Genomic DNA, 17,929 nt, shown 5'->3' with positions numbered 1-17,929 from the left:
TGTCGTCGCCTTTCTTTATTTGAACCCCAGTCTGAAAAGACTGGGGTTCTTTTGTTTATAGATACCACGTGTTCGCCATGCGGGCTCGGTTCGTCGCCTTTCTTTGAAAACCCCTATTCCGATCGGAATAGGTTTTTTTTTGTTTTATCTTTAAACAGGCTTATCGTTGTGCTGTCAACAATTTTAACATTCTTTCCTAATGCTATCTGAATTCGGCTGTCCGACAAAACAAAGCTATATTTCTTGAGCAAGTTGTTGTAAATTTCTTCAAAAAAATCCACTTTTCTTCCCTTGTTTGCGTCCGACAAAGTGCTCTTTTTTGGAAGATGGCTGATTCTGACAGCTTCCTCTTTACCTGATAAACCGAGCATTCCTCCAGCATCTTCACGCAAAGAATTACACTTTTCTAAACAGCAAAAAACCATACTAAATAAATGATCCTTGCATTTGAAATGCTTGACATACCTATCAGAATCATGCTTTTAACAACTTTCTGAATCATTGAATCATCTATTAAAGAAATCAACTGTCCGAAAACAGATTTAGTCGAAAAATACTTATTTTTACCCATCGTTATTTGATTTTTGCAACTCAAAATTATGATGTTTTTTAAGAAGCCATTAATTTGGCTTCTTTTTTATCGGACAATAATGTTTTTTATTTGGTAAATCAATTTAAATATTTATTTTTAAAACTTTAAATTAATACTCTTTTTTTTTAAATATAACCATATTTTTTTAATTACAACTTTCAGTTTATGAATAAAAAACTACTTTCATTTTTACTGTTTCATTTGTTATTTGGTTCTACTTTAAGTGCTGAAAATTTAAATAATAGTATAATATTTTATGATTTAAATTTTAAGTTGTTTTACGAATCAATTTCTTTGGATACCATTAAAAAACAGAATAAGAAAATAAATTTTCTACGAAGTTCAAAAACTTCGACTGTTTTACCAGCCCCTGCTACTACAGCAGGGAGTTTATGTGGTGACGGTATCAATCCAGTACAAGTTAATATTTCTGCATTTGGAACTAATGGTACTGAAATTATTGAGTGGTTTACTTCGCAAATTTCAGTTATCCCCATTTATATTGGGAATGTTTATAGTCCAAATATCAGTGGAACTAGGACTTATTATGTACAAAGTAGATCTGGCGGAGATGTGAGTATTCGTGTGCCAGTGGTGGCTTCTGTTTACGTAGTTCCTCCCGCTGTTACCTTATCCGTTTCCCCTGCTGCTGATTCATCTTCCCCTTTATGTTTAAGTACACCTGTAGTTTTTACGGCCACAGGTGGTGCTGATTTCTTTGAATTTTCAGTAGATGGGGTTGTTAAGCAAGGGATGTCAACTACTAAAACATTTGCTACAAATGCCTTAACAGACGGACAGGTGGTAAGGGTGCGAACACGATATGCTGTCAATTTTGATGGAAATATTACTGAAAAAGCTTGGGGTACCGGATCATTAGAAGATAATTTTCTTTCTGCTCCATTGTCAGCTAATGCTTCTACTGGTTATATTAATGCAATAAAAATTAGCCCAACTGAAGATAAATTAACGTTTGGTATACTTGGGAAAGTACTAAGTAACAGAAGAGTTTTATTGTTTCTAGATACAAAAGCTGGAGGATTTAATACCTCTAATTATGGAGATGAAAATGGAGCGACACCTTTAGTCAATGCATTTAATTACTTCAATAATAATCCAAGTACTTTTGACTCCTATTTTCAAGCAGATTATTGCCTTGCTATTGGAACAGATTTAGACGGAAGTAATTATAGGGCGGATATTATCGAGTTAAGAACAGGAACGTCAATTAAATCTAATATAGGAATTGTTACCTCAGGACACCCTTCTTCGGTCTTGGGTGTGAATAAAAATAACTCTGGAATTAATGATTATAGTTTGGGCTTTGAAGTTGAAATTTTAAAGTCGCTTATTGGGTATACAACCGGGGATATTAAATTTTTTGCCTTAACTGTGGCTGATAAGAATGAAACGAATTATTCAGTTATGAATTCTTTGTTAAGTCCAGAAAGAACCAGTAATTTGGATTATGGAAATGGAGCTGTAGATTATAATCTTAAAGATTCAAATCCTGTGGTAGTTGCTTCATCTGCATTGACAGCTTGTTATGCAGAGGCAAATATTACAATGAGTTTTATTGAAAATCCAACTATTGCTACAGTTGCTGGAAATCAGTATAAGTGTGTTTTGACAAGTGATCCTTTGGGTGGTAGTGTTCCTTCAGTAGGTACTGGTTCTTGGTCAAAAAAATCTGGCCCTGGAAACGTTACTTTTAGTGATGCTACTAATGGATTTTCTACGGCCATGGTGGGTTCCGAGGGCGTGTATGTATTTACATGGACAATTTCTAATGGTCAATGTAGTCCCTCAACAGCTGATATTATTGTAGAGTATAAGATAACGTCTCCTCCTAAAATAGTTGCTATCATGCAACCAACTTGTACTTATAATTCAGGAAGTGTTTTATTAAATGGATTGCCTTTAGCTGGGACTTGGACGATAACGCCGTCTATAGGTAATCCTGTTTCTGGGTCTGGAAGTAGTTATGAATTTAGTAACTTAATGGCGGCTACAGTTTATACGTTTACTGTTACGGGTTCGAATAATTGTCCTTCAGTTCCATCAGCACCGGTGACAATTAGTGCGATTCCACTTCCTCCAATTGTTCCAACAACTTCAAGCGTGGAGCAACCAACTTGTGCAATTCCATCTGGAAGGATTTCAATCACTACGCAATTGGGAGTAGAATATAGTTTAGATGGAACCACCTATCAATCTTCGAATGTTTTTTCCGGTTTAACACCAAATACGTATACGTTGTATGTACGAAATACAGCAGATACCACGTGCTTGACACCGTCATCGGTTACAATCACGATTAATGCAATTCCACTTCCTCCGGTTGTTCCAACAACGTCAAGTGTAGGACAACCCACATGTGCAATTCCATCTGGAAGGATTTCAATCACTACGCAATCGGGAGTAGAATATAGTTTGGATGGAACCAGTTATCAATCTTCGAATGTTTTTTCCGGTTTGACACCAAATACGTATACGTTGTATGTACGAAATACAGCAGATGCTACGTGTTTGACACCGTCTTTGGTTGCAATCACGATTAATGCAATTCCACTTCCTCCAATTGTTCCCACTGCGTCAAGTGTAGTGCAGCCCACATGCGCAGTTCCCTCAGGAAGTATTGTAATAACAACTCAACTTGGAATAGCATACAGTTTGAACGGGGTGACGTACCAATCTTCGAATACTTTTTCAGGCTTGGCTCCCAATAATTATACTTTGTATGTAAGAAATACAATGGATAATACATGTGTAATTCAATCATTATCAGCAATTACTATTAATTCTATTCCACTTTTCCCTGTAGTTCCAACATCGACAACTGTGATTCAGCCAACGTGTGCGATTCCTTCAGGAACTATCATAATAGCAGTTCAATCTGGAGTTGAGTATAGTTTGAATGGTTCAACTTATCAATCCTCGAATACATTTTCTGGATTAGCACCAAATAATTATACGTTGTATGTACGAAATAGTACTGACAATACATGTTCCGTTATAAGTCTGGTGCGTGTAACCGTTAATCCACTTCCGTTAGTACCGTCAACTCCAACTTTGGGACAAGTTATACAACCAACTTGCTTAGCACTTTCAGGAAGTATTACAATTAATACTCAAGCAGATGTTGAATACAGTATAGGTAGTGGGTATCAAAACAGTCCTATTTTTAATAATTTGGCTCCTGGGAAATACACTATTAGTGTGCGATTTTCAAATAGTATTGCGTGTATCACTTTAGGTTCTGAGGTAACGATAAATGCTACTCCTGCACAAATTCAGTTTGAAACTATAGGTGATTGTGAAAATAAAGAGTACACTTTAACTGTAAATCCAGTAGCGGGTTCTTATGATCCAAATGAGGTTTCCTATCAATGGAAGGATAAAGATGGCAATCCGGTTGGAACAAATTCAAATGTTTTAAATGTTACTGATGTGATCGCTTCAGCTTCGGGAGGACAAGTTGTTTTTCCTGTGTTGTATTCACTTACGGTGACTTCCCCTAATTCAGATTGTGAAACATCAGCCAATATTACAGCAGAATTTATTCATTGTAACATCCAAAAAGGAATTTCTCCGGACGGAAATGGTTCAAATGAGTATTTCGATTTAAGATTGATGGGTGTCAAAAAACTGGAAATATTTAACAGATACGGTATTAAGGTTTATAGTCAAGAGAATTATACAAACCAATGGAAAGGCCAGTCAAGCAAAGGAGAAAATCTTCCGGATACTACTTATTATTATGTAATCGAATTCAAAAGTGGCGCGCCAAAAACAGGTTGGGTTTATCTAATCAGAGAAAAATAGTAATTAATTATATTTATTAGTCCACCATCATCTCAAATCGACTCATAAACTGAAAAATAAATTGATATGAACAAAATACTATTGATGTTTCTTTTAATTCTTATTCCCTATATGGATGCTAAAGCGCAACAAGACCCGCATTACACACAGTATATGTATAATATGAATGTCATTAATCCGGCCTATGCAGGTTCTAAAGAGAGTCTTTCTTTGGGGGTTCTATACAGAAAACAATGGGTTAATATAGAAGATGCTCCTGCTTCTTTTACTTTTTCTGGTCATGCACCTGCAGGAAAAAATGTAGGAGTAGGAATCTCTTTTATATCGGATAAAATTGGGCCAGTAACTGAGCAAAATGTTTTTGGAGATTTCTCATATACACTGAAATTTGGCGATACCCGGCGATTGGCATTTGGATTAAAAGCGGGTGTTTCTTTTCACAGAGTTGGGCTTAGGGAAATTCAATCGAGTTTGCCAGACCCATCGGAAGGTGTTTTTGGAGAAGATATAAGTGATAGTTCACTGAATTTAGGAACAGGCTTGTTCTATTATACGGATAAATATTATGTAGCTTTTTCTCTTCCTAATATTTTAAAAGCAAATCATTTAGATTATAATGGACGAGAATATGGCTCAGATGTGTCACATTATTTCCTTACTGCAGGTTATGTTTTCGATGTTAATTATGAACTCAAATTCAAGCCTTCTTTAATGCTGAAGTCAGCCTTTAATGTAACTCCTTCTTTAGATCTGTCAGCTAATTTTTTATTTCAGGAAAAGTTCGAGATTGGAGCAACTTACAGATTGCAAGACAGTTTTGGCGGAATGATCAATTTTGCCGTGACTTCAGAATTAAGAATCGGATATGCTTATGATCATATTGTTTCAGATTTAAAAGTAACGGCTCCTTCGTCACATGAATTCATATTATTATATGATTTATTTGAGTCGAAAAAAGTATCCCGTTCCCCTAGATTTTTCTAAAATTTAATTACTCAACGTAATGAAAAAAAATACAATACTACTGTTTTTTGTGTTAGCAAGTTTTTCGCCTTTTGCACAAAATAAAGAGACTAAAAATGCAGATAAATTAGTGAAAAGCTATCAATATATTGAAGCCGTTCAAGAATATCTGAATTTAGTTGAAAATGGAAATACCGATCCGTACGTTAATAAACAATTGGGAGATTGTTATTACACTATGCGTAATACACTAGAATCTGAAATGTGGTACGCTAAAGCAATACAATCACAACAAGATGCAGAAACCTATTACAGGTATGCTCAAATGCTTAAATCGAATGGTAAATATGTGGAATCCAATACGCAAATGAAAATATTTTCCGCTTTAGTACAGGACGATCTGAAAGCCAAACAATTTAATAAAAATCTAAATTACCTTTCAGATTTAAACGCTATAAAAAAACAATTTGAGGTAAATGAAATTTCAGTGAATTCAGAACGGTCTGATTTTGGGGCAGTTCTTTATGGCGATGTGCTTTATTTTGCCAGTGCCAGAAATGAAAGTAACAAAATTTATGGATGGAATAACGAACCTTTTTTAGATATTTATCAGTCGTCTTATAGTGCTAACGGAACGTATTCAGAACCAATTCCTGTGGATGAATTAAATAGCAGGTTTCATGAAGGTCCGGTTACATTAACCAAAAACGGTAATGTTGTTTATTTTTCGAGTGAAAGTTTCAATGATAAATTATTCGAAAATGATAAAACGCACAAGTTGAAGTTTGGTCAAGTCAATTTGTATAAAGCAACTAAAGAAAACGGAAAATGGAGCAACATAACGCCGTTGCCGTTTAATAGTAAAAGTTATTCTACGGGCAATCCATCGATAGACAAAGAAGGAAAAATGCTATATTTCGTATCTAATATGCCAGGTTCAATAGGAGGAACAGATATATGGAAAGTAGCGGTGAACAGTGATGAAACTTTTGGAGCACCTGAAAATTTAGGAAATAAAATTAACACCGTCGGTGATGAGAATTTTCCTTTTATAACGGATGATTATAGGTTGTATTTTTCATCAAATGGGCTGACGGGTTTTGGAGGCTTAGACGTTTTTTCTGTAGATTTAAATAAAAATTTGGAACCCAATAATCTTGGAAAACCTATAAATACAGAAAAAGATGACTTTGCTTTTACTTTCAATACAGATAAAAATATAGGATATGTTTCCAGTAACCGTTCCGGGAAAGATCACATTTATAGCGCAAGTCCGATCTGTAATGCTGAAATTTTAGTTGTAGTCAAAAATGCTAAAACTGCAACGTTTTTAGCGAATTCTAAAGTAGTAATTTCAGATTCGACGAATATTATTTTAGAGACACAGATTTCTAATGTAAATGGGGAGGTTGTTTTTAACGTTGAGTGTCAAAAACCATACACGATTGAAGTTTTTAAGGACGGTTATGTTACTAAATCATTTCCTGTAACTGAAATTAGTGAAGGAAAAGGTATCGTTGATGCTTTGATTGATCAAATTGAACTAATTGTTACGGAAACCGAAATTATTTTGAATCCTATTTATTTCGATTACAACAAAAGTAATATAACAAAAAAAGGCGCGACAGAACTTGATAAATTGGTTTATGTGATGGCTCAAAATGATCAATTAAAAATTAATGTAAAGGCACATACGGATTCCAGAGGAACAGAGGAATTTAACTTGGATCTTTCTGAGAGAAGAGCAAATGCTGCGGTAGCTTACATTGTTTCAAAAGGAATTAGTGTTGATAAAATAACAGGAGAAGGGTTTGGTGAATCAGAATTTAAAGTGGATTGTCAAGAGAATTGTACCGAAGCGGAGCATGCCTTAAACAGACGTTCGGAGTTTATGATCGTTAAATAATAGACTAGAATTTTAAGTAAACAAAAACAGGATACCGTAAAGCATCCTGTTTTTATTTACTATTAGATTGTCTGTTTAATTATCCATGAATCGTTTCCTGTTTTCCGTAATTAGTGATAATTGATCCTTCAAATTCTATCCATGCTGCCCATCTTTTGTCAACATCTACATTATCAGCATATTTCCGTGCAAATCTCAAAAATGTGGTGTAATGTCCCGCTTCACTAATCATTAAATCTCTGTAAAAAGTAGCCAGTTCAACATCTTTTATGTTTTCTGATAAAACTTTAAATCGTTCACAGCTTCTTGCTTCAATCATTGCTGAAAATAATAATCGGTCACACAATGCATCTTTTCGGCTGCCATCTTTTTTCATGAATTTGAAAAGTTCATTTACATAATGGTCTTTTCTTTCTCTGCCTAAAGTCAATCCTTTGCTTTTTATTAAGTCATGTACCATTTGCAGATGTTCTAACTCTTCTCTTGCAATTATTAACATTTCGGTTACTAGTTCTTCTATTTCCGAGTTGTAGGTAACAATACTGATGGCATTTGAAGCAGCCTTTTGCTCGCACCACGCATGATCCGTTAGAATTTCTTCTATATTTGATTCAACTATATTTACCCAACGCGGGTCTGTGGCTAATTTTAATCCTAACATACTGATGAAATTTATTTGTGCAAAATTAGTGTTTTATAATCTATTTTTGATTCAAATGACTGGATTGAACTCAAAATAGCATTATTTTGCAATTGAAATTTTATAATACTATGAATCAAGTTCAAAAGCTTTTAATTATTGGTTTTGTTTGGCCGGAACCCAATTCGTCTGCAGCGGGAGGAAGGATGATGGAATTGATTTCACTCTTTAAAGCGCAAGGTTTTAGCATTACGTTTGCCAGTCCTGCACAAAACAGTGATTACATGGTTGATTTACAAGAGTACGAAGTGGAGAAAATAGCAATAGAACTTAATAATTCCAGTTTTGATGTTTTTATAAAAGAACTGAATCCTGGTGTGGTTTTGTTTGACCGTTTTATGATGGAAGAGCAATTTGGTTGGCGTGTTGCCGAAAATTGTCCGGATGCGTTACGGTTGCTAGATACCGAAGATTTACATTGCCTAAGATTGGCTCGTCAGAAAGCATTCAAAGAAAATCGTTCCTTTAAGACTACTGATTTATTTGTTGAAGAGGTAGCCAAACGCGAAATAGCCAGTATTTTACGTTGTGATTTGTCTTTGATGATTTCTGAATTTGAAGTGGAACTTTTGGAATCTACATTTAAAATTGAGAAAGCCTTATTGTATTATTTGCCTTTTTTATTGGAACCAATTGTTGTTGCCGAAATAGACAAGCTACCTTTCTTTGAAAAACGAAAAGACTTTGTTTTTATCGGGAATTTTCTTCATGAGCCCAATTGGAATGCGGTTCAGTATTTAAAAGAAACGATTTGGCCCTTAATTAAGATGCGTTTGCCAGAAACAGTTTTGAATATTTATGGTGCTTATCCTTCTCAAAAAGTATTGCAATTGCATAATAAGAAAGAAGGCTTCTTAATCATGGGACGTACCATTGATGCGAAAGAAGTTGTGAAGGAAGCACGAGTGGTTTTGGCTCCTTTGCGTTTTGGGGCGGGTATTAAAGGGAAATTATTAGAAGCCATGCAATGCGGAACGCCAAGCGTAACAACTACTATTGGTTCAGAATCCATGCATGGTGATTTGTCTTGGAACGGTAACATCACGGATGATGTTGTTGATTTTGCGGATGTGGCAGTACAATTATATCAAGACAAAACAATTTGGCTTCAAGCCCAACAAAATGGACTGAAAATTATTAATCAGCGCTATGTAAAATATTTGTTCGAAAATAACTTTAGAACTAAAATAGAATTTTTATGTGCTAATTTGAAGGAACATCGTCTGCGTAATTTTATGGGAGCCATGTTGCAACACCATACTTTAAAAAGCACAAAATATATGTCTCGCTGGATTGAAGAGAAGAATAAATAAAAAATCCCGTCAAGTTTTTGAAACAAGACGGGATTTGTATTTTAAAAACGGAGTTATTACGCAAGCATCGTTACTGGGTTTTCTATAAATTGTTTCAATGTTTGTAAAAATTGAGCTCCAGTTGCGCCATCAATTGTTCTGTGGTCGCAAGCTAAAGATAACATCATTGTGTTTCCTACCACAATCTGACCATTTTTCACTACTGGTTTTTCTACTATAGCTCCTACAGATAGAATAGCAGAATTGGGTTGGTTAATGATTGAGTTGAACTCAGTAATACCAAACATTCCAAGATTAGAAACGGTAAAAGTACTTCCTTCCATTTCTGTAGGTAATAATTTTTTGTTTTTAGCTCTTCCTGCAAGATCTCTTACGCTTCCGCCAATTTGAGATAAACTCATAGCATCTGTAAAACGCAATACAGGAACTACTAATCCGTCTTCAACCGCTACAGCAACTCCTATATTCACGTGATGGTTTATAAGAATTGAATCTTCTCTCCATTGTGAATTCACTTTTGGGTGTTTTTTTAAAGCCATTGCACACGCTTTTATCACCATATCGTTAAACGATACTTTTGTGTCCGGAACACTGTTAATGATTACTCTTGATTGCATTGCTTCATCCATTGCTACCTCTATCACTAAGTTGTAATGTGGCGCGGTGAATAAAGATTCTGCTAAACGTTTCGCAATGATTTTTCGCATTTGCGAATTTTTGATTTCTTCTGTAAAAATTTCTCCTGCCGGAACAAATACTTTAGGCGCAGCTGCAGTTTCTGTTTTGGCTGGTGCAGCCGCTACATTTGTCTGCGCTGGAGCGGCAGTTTGTGGCGTGAAGTTTTCAATATCGCTTTTTACAATACGTCCGTTTTCACCAGAACCTTTTACTTGTGTCAATTGAATTCCTTTATCACTTGCAATTTTCTTTGCTAATGGGGATGCTAAAATTCGTTGCCCGTCAGTTGATGCTTCTTGAGCAAGTGGTTCTTGAGTCACTGGCTCTGAAGTTTTTTCTGTCGAAGCAACTTCTTTTTCTATCTCTTTTTCAGCTACGGGCGCTGCTTGTGGTGCTCCGCCAGTTTTATGATTTTCTGCAATTCCGGAAATATCCGTTCCTGCTGGTCCAATGATTGCTAAAAGGCTGTCTACTGGCGCTGAATTTCCTTCTTCAATTCCAATATACAATAAAGATCCTTCGTTGAAGGATTCGAATTCCATTGTTGCTTTGTCTGTCTCGATTTCAGCAAGAATGTCTCCTTCGGCAACTGTATCGCCTACTTTTTTTAACCAAGTCGCAACAGTTCCTTCGGTCATGGTGTCACTTAAACGAGGCATAGTAATAACTATAACTCCCTCTGGTAAAGCAGTGGTAGTAGGTTTTGTTTCTTCTTTTATAGCATCGGGAGTTGCTTTTGCTTCTTCTTTAACTGGAGCCACATCAGCTGTTTTTCCAGCGATTAAGTCAGAAACATCTTCGCCTTCATCTCCAATAATTGCTAACAAAGAATCTACAGCTGCGGTTTCTCCTTCCGGAATACCTATATATAAAAGAGTTCCTTCATTGAAGGATTCGAATTCCATTGTTGCTTTGTCTGTTTCAATTTCGGCAAGGATATCGCCTTCGCTGATTTTGTCCCCTACTTTTTTTAGCCAAGTCGCTACCGTTCCTTCCGTCATCGTATCGCTCAAACGAGGCATTGTAATTATTGTTGCCATAATTGATTTATAGTTTATGAGGTAAAAATGGATAGTTCTCTTGTTCGTATACTACATCGTAAAGTTGTTGAATAGGTGGGTATTCAGATTCTTCAGCAAATTTCACACATTCTTCAACTAAACTTTTCACTCTCTTATCGATTGCTCCAATTTCTTCATCGGTAGCATATTCTTTTTCTTTAATTATATCTAAAACCTGTGTAATTGGATCGATTTTTTTGTACTCTTCAACTTCTTCTTTCGAACGATACAATTGCGCGTCTGACATTGAGTGTCCTCTGTAACGGTACGTTTTCATTTCAAGAAAAGTAGGTCCGTCACCACGACGTGCTCTGTCAATTGCCTCTGTCATTGCTTCAGCAACTTTTACAGGATTCATTCCATCTACTGGTCCGCAAGGCATTTCATATCCTAGACCTAGTTTCCAGATATCAGTATGATTCGCTGTTCTTTCTACAGATGTTCCCATGGCATATCCATTGTTTTCAACAATAAATACGACAGGAAGTTTCCATAACATTGCCATGTTGAAGGCTTCGTGTAAGGATCCTTGACGTGCGGCGCCATCACCAAAATAGGTCATAGTAACACCCCCAGTTTCAAAATACTTGTCTGCAAAAGCCAATCCTGCACCTACAGGTATTTGTCCGCCCACAATTCCGTGTCCACCATAAAAACGGTGTTCTTTTGAAAAAATGTGCATAGAACCACCCATTCCTTTTGAAGTTCCGGTAACTTTTCCTAAAAGTTCCGCCATCACACGTCTGGGATCAACTCCCATTCCTATTGGCTGAACGTGATTTCTGTACGCGGTAATCATTTTGTCTTTTGTCAAGTCCATGGCGTGCAATGCACCGGCTAGTACTGCTTCTTGACCGTTGTATAAATGTAGAAAACCTCTAACTTTTTGTTGGATGTATAATGCGGCAAGTTTGTCCTCAAACTTTCGCCAAAGCAGCATGTCTTCATACCACTTTAAATATACTTCTTTTGTAACTTCTTTCATCTGAATTTTTCTTTTGCTAAAGTGTTATTGTATTATCAATGTGTACCTATAACGCAAAATAGTTTCCTCCCACAAATTTGCGCCCCGAAGGGTCGGGATGCAAAAATAAGACATTCCAACTTAGAACTAAAATTTAATAGGTAGTTTTTGGATTTTTTACAAGTATTTTTTGTCAAACATAAAAGGGAGCAGGTTTTTTAGGGATTCGGATTTGTAAATTGTACCAATCTCTCCCATGAAATAGATTTCAATAGGGGTCTCTTGCCGAATTTCATATTCGGCTATGGATTGTCTGCAAGAACCACAAGGCGGTATTGGGGTCGAAGTCGTATTAGTATCTGAAGCAGCTGTGATAGCCATTTTCAAAATTTTAGCCTCTGGATAGACTGCGCCTGCATGAAAAATAGCCACCCGCTCCGCACAAAGCCCGGATGGATAAGCCGCATTTTCTTGGTTTGAACCTAAAACGATCTTGCCGTTATCTAAAAGAAGGGCTGCGCCAACTCTGAATTTTGAATAAGGGGCATACGCTTTTTTTCTAATTTTAACAGCTTGTCCCATTAAATTCTGAATGTCATTTGGCAAATCTTCAATGGCATCAAATGCTTTGAATTGTGTAGTAATTATTATTTCTTTCATACTAATTTGAGGAAAAAAAATCCAAACTTCATTCCGAAGCGTTCGGGCTGAAATTTGGATTATTATTGGTGAATTTTATTTATGTTTAATATTCTTCGTATTTATCTCCAAAATTGAAGGTAAGTGAAAAACGAAGGGTGTTTTCTAAAGGGTTTTTTACTTTTGATGCCGAGAATAAATACGAAACATCTACTTTGACAACATTGTATTTAAAACCTGCTCCAAGGGATAAAAATTGTCTAGCCCCTTTCAACGGACTTTCATGAAAATATCCCAAGCGCATGGCAAAGGAATCTTGGTACAAATATTCAGCACCTACCGCATAAGTTACTTCTTTTACCTCTTCTCCAAATCCATCAGGCGCATCACCAAATGATTTAAAAACACCAGATGCCCAGCCTATTGAACGGTAATTGTCATTGTTTTGATTGCGTTCTTCGGGAGCCACTGTGCCATCTCCATTCAAATCTGGATTTTGAGGAGTTGGAACTAATAATTTATTAAATTCAACATTTAAAGCAACCTTATTATAATCGTCTAATATAAAATCAAAACCAGTTCCTATTTTTAGATTTGCAGGAATGAAATTATTATTGAAATCATCGTTGTCGTAACTAATTTTTGGTCCTAAATTCTGAATATTAAATCCCGCTCTCCATCTCCCGTTGAATTCATTGTACGCCAGTTCTTCGGATTGGTAAAAACCGGCTACATCAACAGCAAATGAACTGGCAGATGTGGCGTCGTTATTTTCGGAAGCAATTTTTAAATTAGAATTTATAAATCGTCCTGCAATCGCCATCGAGAATTTCTCGCTTAGTTTTAAGGAGTAGGAGCCGTCAATAGCAAATTCATTAGGCGATACGGTTGGAAAGGTTTCTGTAGGTTCGCCAGTTCTGCGTAATTCAATATCGCCCCATCCAAAATAACGAATGCTTCCTGCAAAAGCACTTCGGTCATTCAGTTTTTGATAATAGGTCAGTTGTGCTAATGCGATATCATTTACCAGATCAGTAAGGTATGGCGTGTAACTTATTGAAAACCCTTGCGCATCTGTGGCAAATGCATATTTTGCCGGATTCCATTGCTGAGAAAAAGCATCGGCTGATGTGGCAACCCCTATATCTCCCATACCTGCAGCTCTTGCATCGGCAGCGACTAATAAAAATGGAACTCCAGGGTTTATGACCCTATTATCCTGAGCTTTTGCAAAGGAAACCATAAATAAAAGGGTAAAAATCAGTATTGTTTTTTTCATTATTTCAGAAGGTTTGTTAAACAAATATAGTATTTAATTAAAGGATTACAAGTTTCTCATATTTTTCGGATTTCTTGTTGGTTAGGCTTGATTTTACAGTGAGTTTATAGATATAGACTCCCTTTCCTATTCGGTCTCCAAAATCATCTTTGCCGTCCCAAGTGATTTCTTTGGATAAAAAACCGTCTGTCGTGACGATTTGATTCCTTGTCCAAACTATTTTCCCTGTTATTGTCATTACTTGAACCTGAACGTCTAATGGTTCAAATGGTCTGTTGTGCGTAAACCAAAACTCCGTATAGCTGACAAATGGATTGGGGTAATTTAGCACATGTGTCAATGTTATGGCATCATCACCCACTACAATAAACTGAATTTCTGTGGTTACGGGATTGTTGTACACATCCCAAGCTTTGAATGCGATTGTATGCAACCCGGGAGCTAAATTGCGCAACGGAAACCGAAGCGTTCCACTGGTGAAATCATCCAGTTTTGTTTGATAATAGTCATTTAATACAAAGGGATTGCTTACATCGCCATCTAAAATGGCAACAATATCATGGCCTATTCCGCTGGCTGTATTTATGCCGTTTTCATCTTCAAGTAACGCAACAAGAAACGGGGATTCATTTGTTATTCCGCCAGAAACAAAAGTCTCGTCATTCATGTATAACTTCACTGTTGGGCTAATATTGTCTGTTGCGGCATTTTCGTTTATTCCGCCTATTTTTATGGTAGCATCATATCCGGTTTCGTTTTGTAATACTTGATTTTTTTTGGCATAAAAGCTAATTCTTCCGTTTGCCAAAGGGATTCTGATGTCTCGGGGTACAACAAAGCTAAATTCAAATTCACCGTTTGTAACCGATGCATTTCCCCGGAATATGGTTTCTCCTAAAACATTAAAATTCATGACTGGACTATTTCCGTCATTATTATAGGTTGCTCTTGAAATGGTTTTGTCAAAAATAGTAGTGGAAACTTCACCATTATAGTTGGTCAAAGGATTGTTGTTCTCATCCGTAACTTCGCCGGTCAACTTGATTTTAGAGAGTGATTTGAAGTCCTCAATACTTTGGGTAACGGCTATGTCATTCACTTTTGTTAATCTAATTTTTGGTCTGGGGACAGCGAGCATTAATGCAGGGTCGCCAATGTAAAAGACGACATTGGTCGCTGAATTGGGATTGCTGTTTTTCGAAATTCTCAGTGCTTCTGCAATAGATAAATATTGGTTTGAGCCGTATGATAATAAATTTTTAGTAAAAACATCATTAAAGTTTTCGGCACTAAACTGACCAATGGAACGAATCGTTGTAATCATGGCTATTGCCCCGCCTTTTGGGTTCCAGTACGTATATTCCCCAGCTGTAGGTCTAAAGGGATTGTCAAAGCGGGAAAATTCACAGGTAATAGTAATGAATAATGGATATTTGAATTGATTGCTTAAATTTTGTCCGTCTGATTTTTCCCAAATCCGCTCGCTTGATAAACCGTCTTCGCCACCATGACCTAAATAATTAAATACTAAAGCGCCTTTTTCGAAAGCATTAAAGAAATCGGCTCGTGCTTTAGGGTATCTGGATCCTCCTGCAGCGGCTTCCTGAATGTAGGAATCCAAGAGGATTTTATTGACATTCAAAAAAGGTTTTTCGGCAGCAATGGTATTTGCAAGCGTATTTTGTTTTTTTTGCAAAGTGGCATCGGAGGCAATATCTGAATCATCAGAAATTAAAACAAAATTATTTCTCCAGCTTCCGTAAGATTTTATGTCGTGATATTCAATTACTTTATTCACCATTTCATCCGCCTGTTTGGAGTCGTTCACCAGCATTCGGCCTACTGCAATATCGATTCCCCCAAAATAGGAAATAACATTTCCTTCTGAAGGATCCATTAGTCCAAAAAAATCATCAGAGGCAAAAGAGGATTCTCCCGATGTATTGCTATTTAAAGAGTGATAAATAGGGACAACATTGGTATTGTTGATGATTCTGTTTTTGAAATCGTAGGAAGCATCGCCAAAAAGGTTAATGAATTGTATTCTTTTTTGTGGTGTTGAAGCATTTTTATAGATGTATTTAATGCAGTTTCTTATAGCAGCGACATCCTGTTTGCCCGAAGAAAATTCTTGATATATCGATTCTAAAGGGATTACTTTTACATTCAAATTAGAATAATTGCGGTGAAAACCGGCTAGTTTTTCAGCTTGAGAAACTAAAAATGAAGGCGAAATAATTACATAATCGATATCTTGAAATTGACCCAGACTATTTTTGAATAAGGTTCCTTTTAGGTTTTGATTCTGGACCGTTGATCTGCTTTCTTTTAAAGGAGTATAATAATCCAAGGCCTCTACTGCAATGTACTTTCTGAGTTCTCCCAAACCTGCTTTGAAATTGACTGTATTTTGATCTACATTTTCGATTTTAGTTGTGTTGTAGCTATCCGTAACATCCCATATTTGAGAGATTCCCGCTGCACTTGAAATAAGATAATTGACAATTCCTGTCTTTGCGCCGGATTGATCGTATTGAAAATGAAACTGTTTTCCGTATCCTTGAAGTTTTCTCTTGGCAATTAGCCTAATATTATCCAGAAAGCCTTTAGAGCCCGGAACGCCATTGTTGTTGTATTTGAGCTTTATTTTGACCGTTTCGGCCCCATTGAATGAGGCGTTAATGGGTAAATACCCCAAAACAAATTCAGTTTCTGAATTTTTATTCAGCGCAGGAAACGAGATGTTTCCAACTGAAATTCCGTTTGCAGTCACAGTAAATGAAGTAGGTGTAAAGGCGGCTGAGGCTGCTGTCAGCATGATTTTAACGGGTGATGTGGCGTCAAAATTAGGAAAGGTAAAGTCAAACTCCTGTTCGTTTTTAACCTCAAATGATTCGCCAAGCCATTGACGGCCCAATCGGGCAATGTTTGCCAGATCTACTTCATGGTGTTGGTGATCATCAAAGGAGGTTAAAGTCAACGTGCTGTTTCCGGCAGGTTGACTTAAAGGAGCCATTCTTTTCCCGTCAGCACCTTGCGTTGTAATGTAGTAATACGATTTTGTGTCATATAAGTTAAGGTGTGTTTTGCTTTCCTCATTCCAAGTATCAACGCCTTCACCATAAAAAAGAATGTAATCTTCATTGTTGAAAATGCCGTCCCCCTCGCCATTTATTTGAATTGCATTTTCGATCAAGTCATTTGGATAGTAAATGTTGTTGGACAGTGGTGCCATTCGTCCACCATTGCCGTATATTTTTATTTTTCGGGGGTCAGCGGTAACATCAAGTCCGAGTTGTTGCAGAAAGCTTTTAGAGATTTTATACACGCCCGATTTTTCAATATAAAATCGAAACCAAGTACCGCTCGATAAAACCGAATTAGAAATGCCATTAAACGTTTTTTCGGAGGGTGAAATTCTAGAAGTATTACGCTCTATTTCATACGAAAAGGATTTGATTCGTTTGAATCCGAAATTATCTTTAATTATTGGTGTAAGCTCAATAAAGGCATTCTTTAGCTCTCTAGAATTACGTATTTGCAAAGACGAACTTACTGTTTTAGGAAGGTTTGCAATATCTAAATCTCCGAGTTCAGCAGCAGTAATCGATTCGTAAATTATATTTGTAACTTGAATTTTCCCTTCGTCAAAAGAGACTGGTTCATTTATTTTTAAAGTAAAAAGGAGCGTTTTGGCAGTAGCATTATAATGGAAACTATTTCCTAAAAAAAAAGGGATCGTAACTTTGAAATCACCATAGGACATTTCTTTTTTTTCTAACCAATCGATGGTTGCATCGCCTTTGATTTGGGCAAAAGAAATGAACGGAAATAGGACTAAATAAGCCAAAATAATTTTTCTCATTATTTTTTTAACGGGATTAATAGACAGTTATTATTAATCAGTAAAAATAAATCATTTCATGTTATAGTAAATAATAAATATTATAAATTTGCGTTCGTATATATAATTTGTTGTTAAAATTGGTTTTTTGAAAATAGTAAGAAA

General features: G+C 36.3%; 11 protein-coding genes. 4 read left to right on the top strand and 7 right to left on the bottom strand.

The window, feature by feature from the left end; genetic code table 11:
• Positions 1-113: 113 nt before the first annotated feature.
• On the bottom strand, positions 114-392 hold the full coding sequence (locus tag EKM01_RS14855) for a hypothetical protein (RefSeq protein WP_233589323.1): 279 nt from the start codon (positions 390-392) through the stop codon (positions 114-116).
• 365 nt (positions 393-757) lie between these two features.
• Here EKM01_RS14855 and EKM01_RS11300 point away from each other — a divergent pair, with 365 nt between their 5' ends.
• The 3 genes from EKM01_RS11300 (at position 758) to EKM01_RS11290 (ending at position 7,286) form a co-directional block, all read left to right on the top strand.
• Positions 758-4,417: a gliding motility-associated C-terminal domain-containing protein gene (locus EKM01_RS11300; protein ID WP_126768373.1), complete on the top strand. Its 3,660-nt coding sequence runs from the start codon at positions 758-760 to the stop codon at positions 4,415-4,417.
• Between the two features lie 66 nt (positions 4,418-4,483).
• A complete protein-coding gene (locus EKM01_RS11295) occupies positions 4,484-5,401 on the top strand; it encodes a type IX secretion system membrane protein PorP/SprF (protein WP_126564525.1) in 918 nt (305 codons plus the stop codon).
• A gap of 19 nt (positions 5,402-5,420) precedes the next feature.
• Positions 5,421-7,286 (top strand): OmpA family protein, encoded by a 1,866-nt coding sequence (locus tag EKM01_RS11290; protein WP_126768370.1) that lies wholly within the window; start codon positions 5,421-5,423, stop codon positions 7,284-7,286.
• 79 nt (positions 7,287-7,365) lie between these two features.
• Here EKM01_RS11290 and EKM01_RS11285 read toward each other — a convergent pair whose 3' ends face one another.
• Complete coding sequence (locus EKM01_RS11285; RefSeq protein ID WP_126461626.1) at positions 7,366-7,947, bottom strand: tRNA-(ms[2]io[6]A)-hydroxylase; 582 nt, start codon at positions 7,945-7,947, stop codon at positions 7,366-7,368.
• Positions 7,948-8,057: 110 nt separating this feature from the next.
• Here EKM01_RS11285 and EKM01_RS11280 point away from each other — a divergent pair, with 110 nt between their 5' ends.
• Positions 8,058-9,299 (top strand): glycosyltransferase, encoded by a 1,242-nt coding sequence (locus tag EKM01_RS11280; protein ID WP_126768367.1) that lies wholly within the window; start codon positions 8,058-8,060, stop codon positions 9,297-9,299.
• A 56-nt stretch (positions 9,300-9,355) separates the two neighbouring features.
• On the opposite strand, the gene EKM01_RS11275 is transcribed toward EKM01_RS11280, so the two are convergent.
• The 5 genes from EKM01_RS11275 to porU all read right to left on the bottom strand — a co-directional run bounded on the left by EKM01_RS11275 (position 9,356) and on the right by porU (position 17,785).
• Positions 9,356-11,017, bottom strand: coding sequence for a pyruvate dehydrogenase complex dihydrolipoamide acetyltransferase (locus EKM01_RS11275; RefSeq protein ID WP_126768364.1), 1,662 nt, complete (start codon positions 11,015-11,017; stop codon positions 9,356-9,358).
• Positions 11,018-11,024: 7 nt separating this feature from the next.
• Positions 11,025-12,023 (bottom strand): pyruvate dehydrogenase (acetyl-transferring) E1 component subunit alpha, encoded by a 999-nt coding sequence (gene pdhA, locus EKM01_RS11270; protein ID WP_126554627.1) that lies wholly within the window; start codon positions 12,021-12,023, stop codon positions 11,025-11,027.
• A 156-nt stretch (positions 12,024-12,179) separates the two neighbouring features.
• A complete protein-coding gene (cdd, locus tag EKM01_RS11265) occupies positions 12,180-12,662 on the bottom strand; it encodes a cytidine deaminase (RefSeq protein WP_126768362.1) in 483 nt (160 codons plus the stop codon).
• 85 nt (positions 12,663-12,747) lie between these two features.
• The gene (gene porV, locus EKM01_RS11260) at positions 12,748-13,920 is read right to left on the bottom strand and encodes a type IX secretion system outer membrane channel protein PorV (protein ID WP_126562836.1); all 1,173 of its coding nucleotides are present in this window, start codon (positions 13,918-13,920) and stop codon (positions 12,748-12,750) included.
• A gap of 37 nt (positions 13,921-13,957) precedes the next feature.
• Positions 13,958-17,785 carry a type IX secretion system sortase PorU gene (porU, locus tag EKM01_RS11255; RefSeq protein WP_126768359.1) on the bottom strand — a complete coding sequence of 1,276 codons (3,828 nt, stop codon included), beginning with the start codon at positions 17,783-17,785 and terminating at the stop codon, positions 13,958-13,960.
• Between the last annotated feature and the right edge of the window lie 144 nt (positions 17,786-17,929).

The sequence above is a fragment of the Flavobacterium sp. RSP46 genome (assembly GCF_003984825.1).
In the GTDB taxonomy this organism is placed as follows: Bacteria; Bacteroidota; Bacteroidia; order Flavobacteriales; family Flavobacteriaceae; genus Flavobacterium.
The sequence above is the reverse complement of the archived record's forward strand: the minus strand, read 5'-3'. Positions and strand labels throughout refer to the sequence as shown.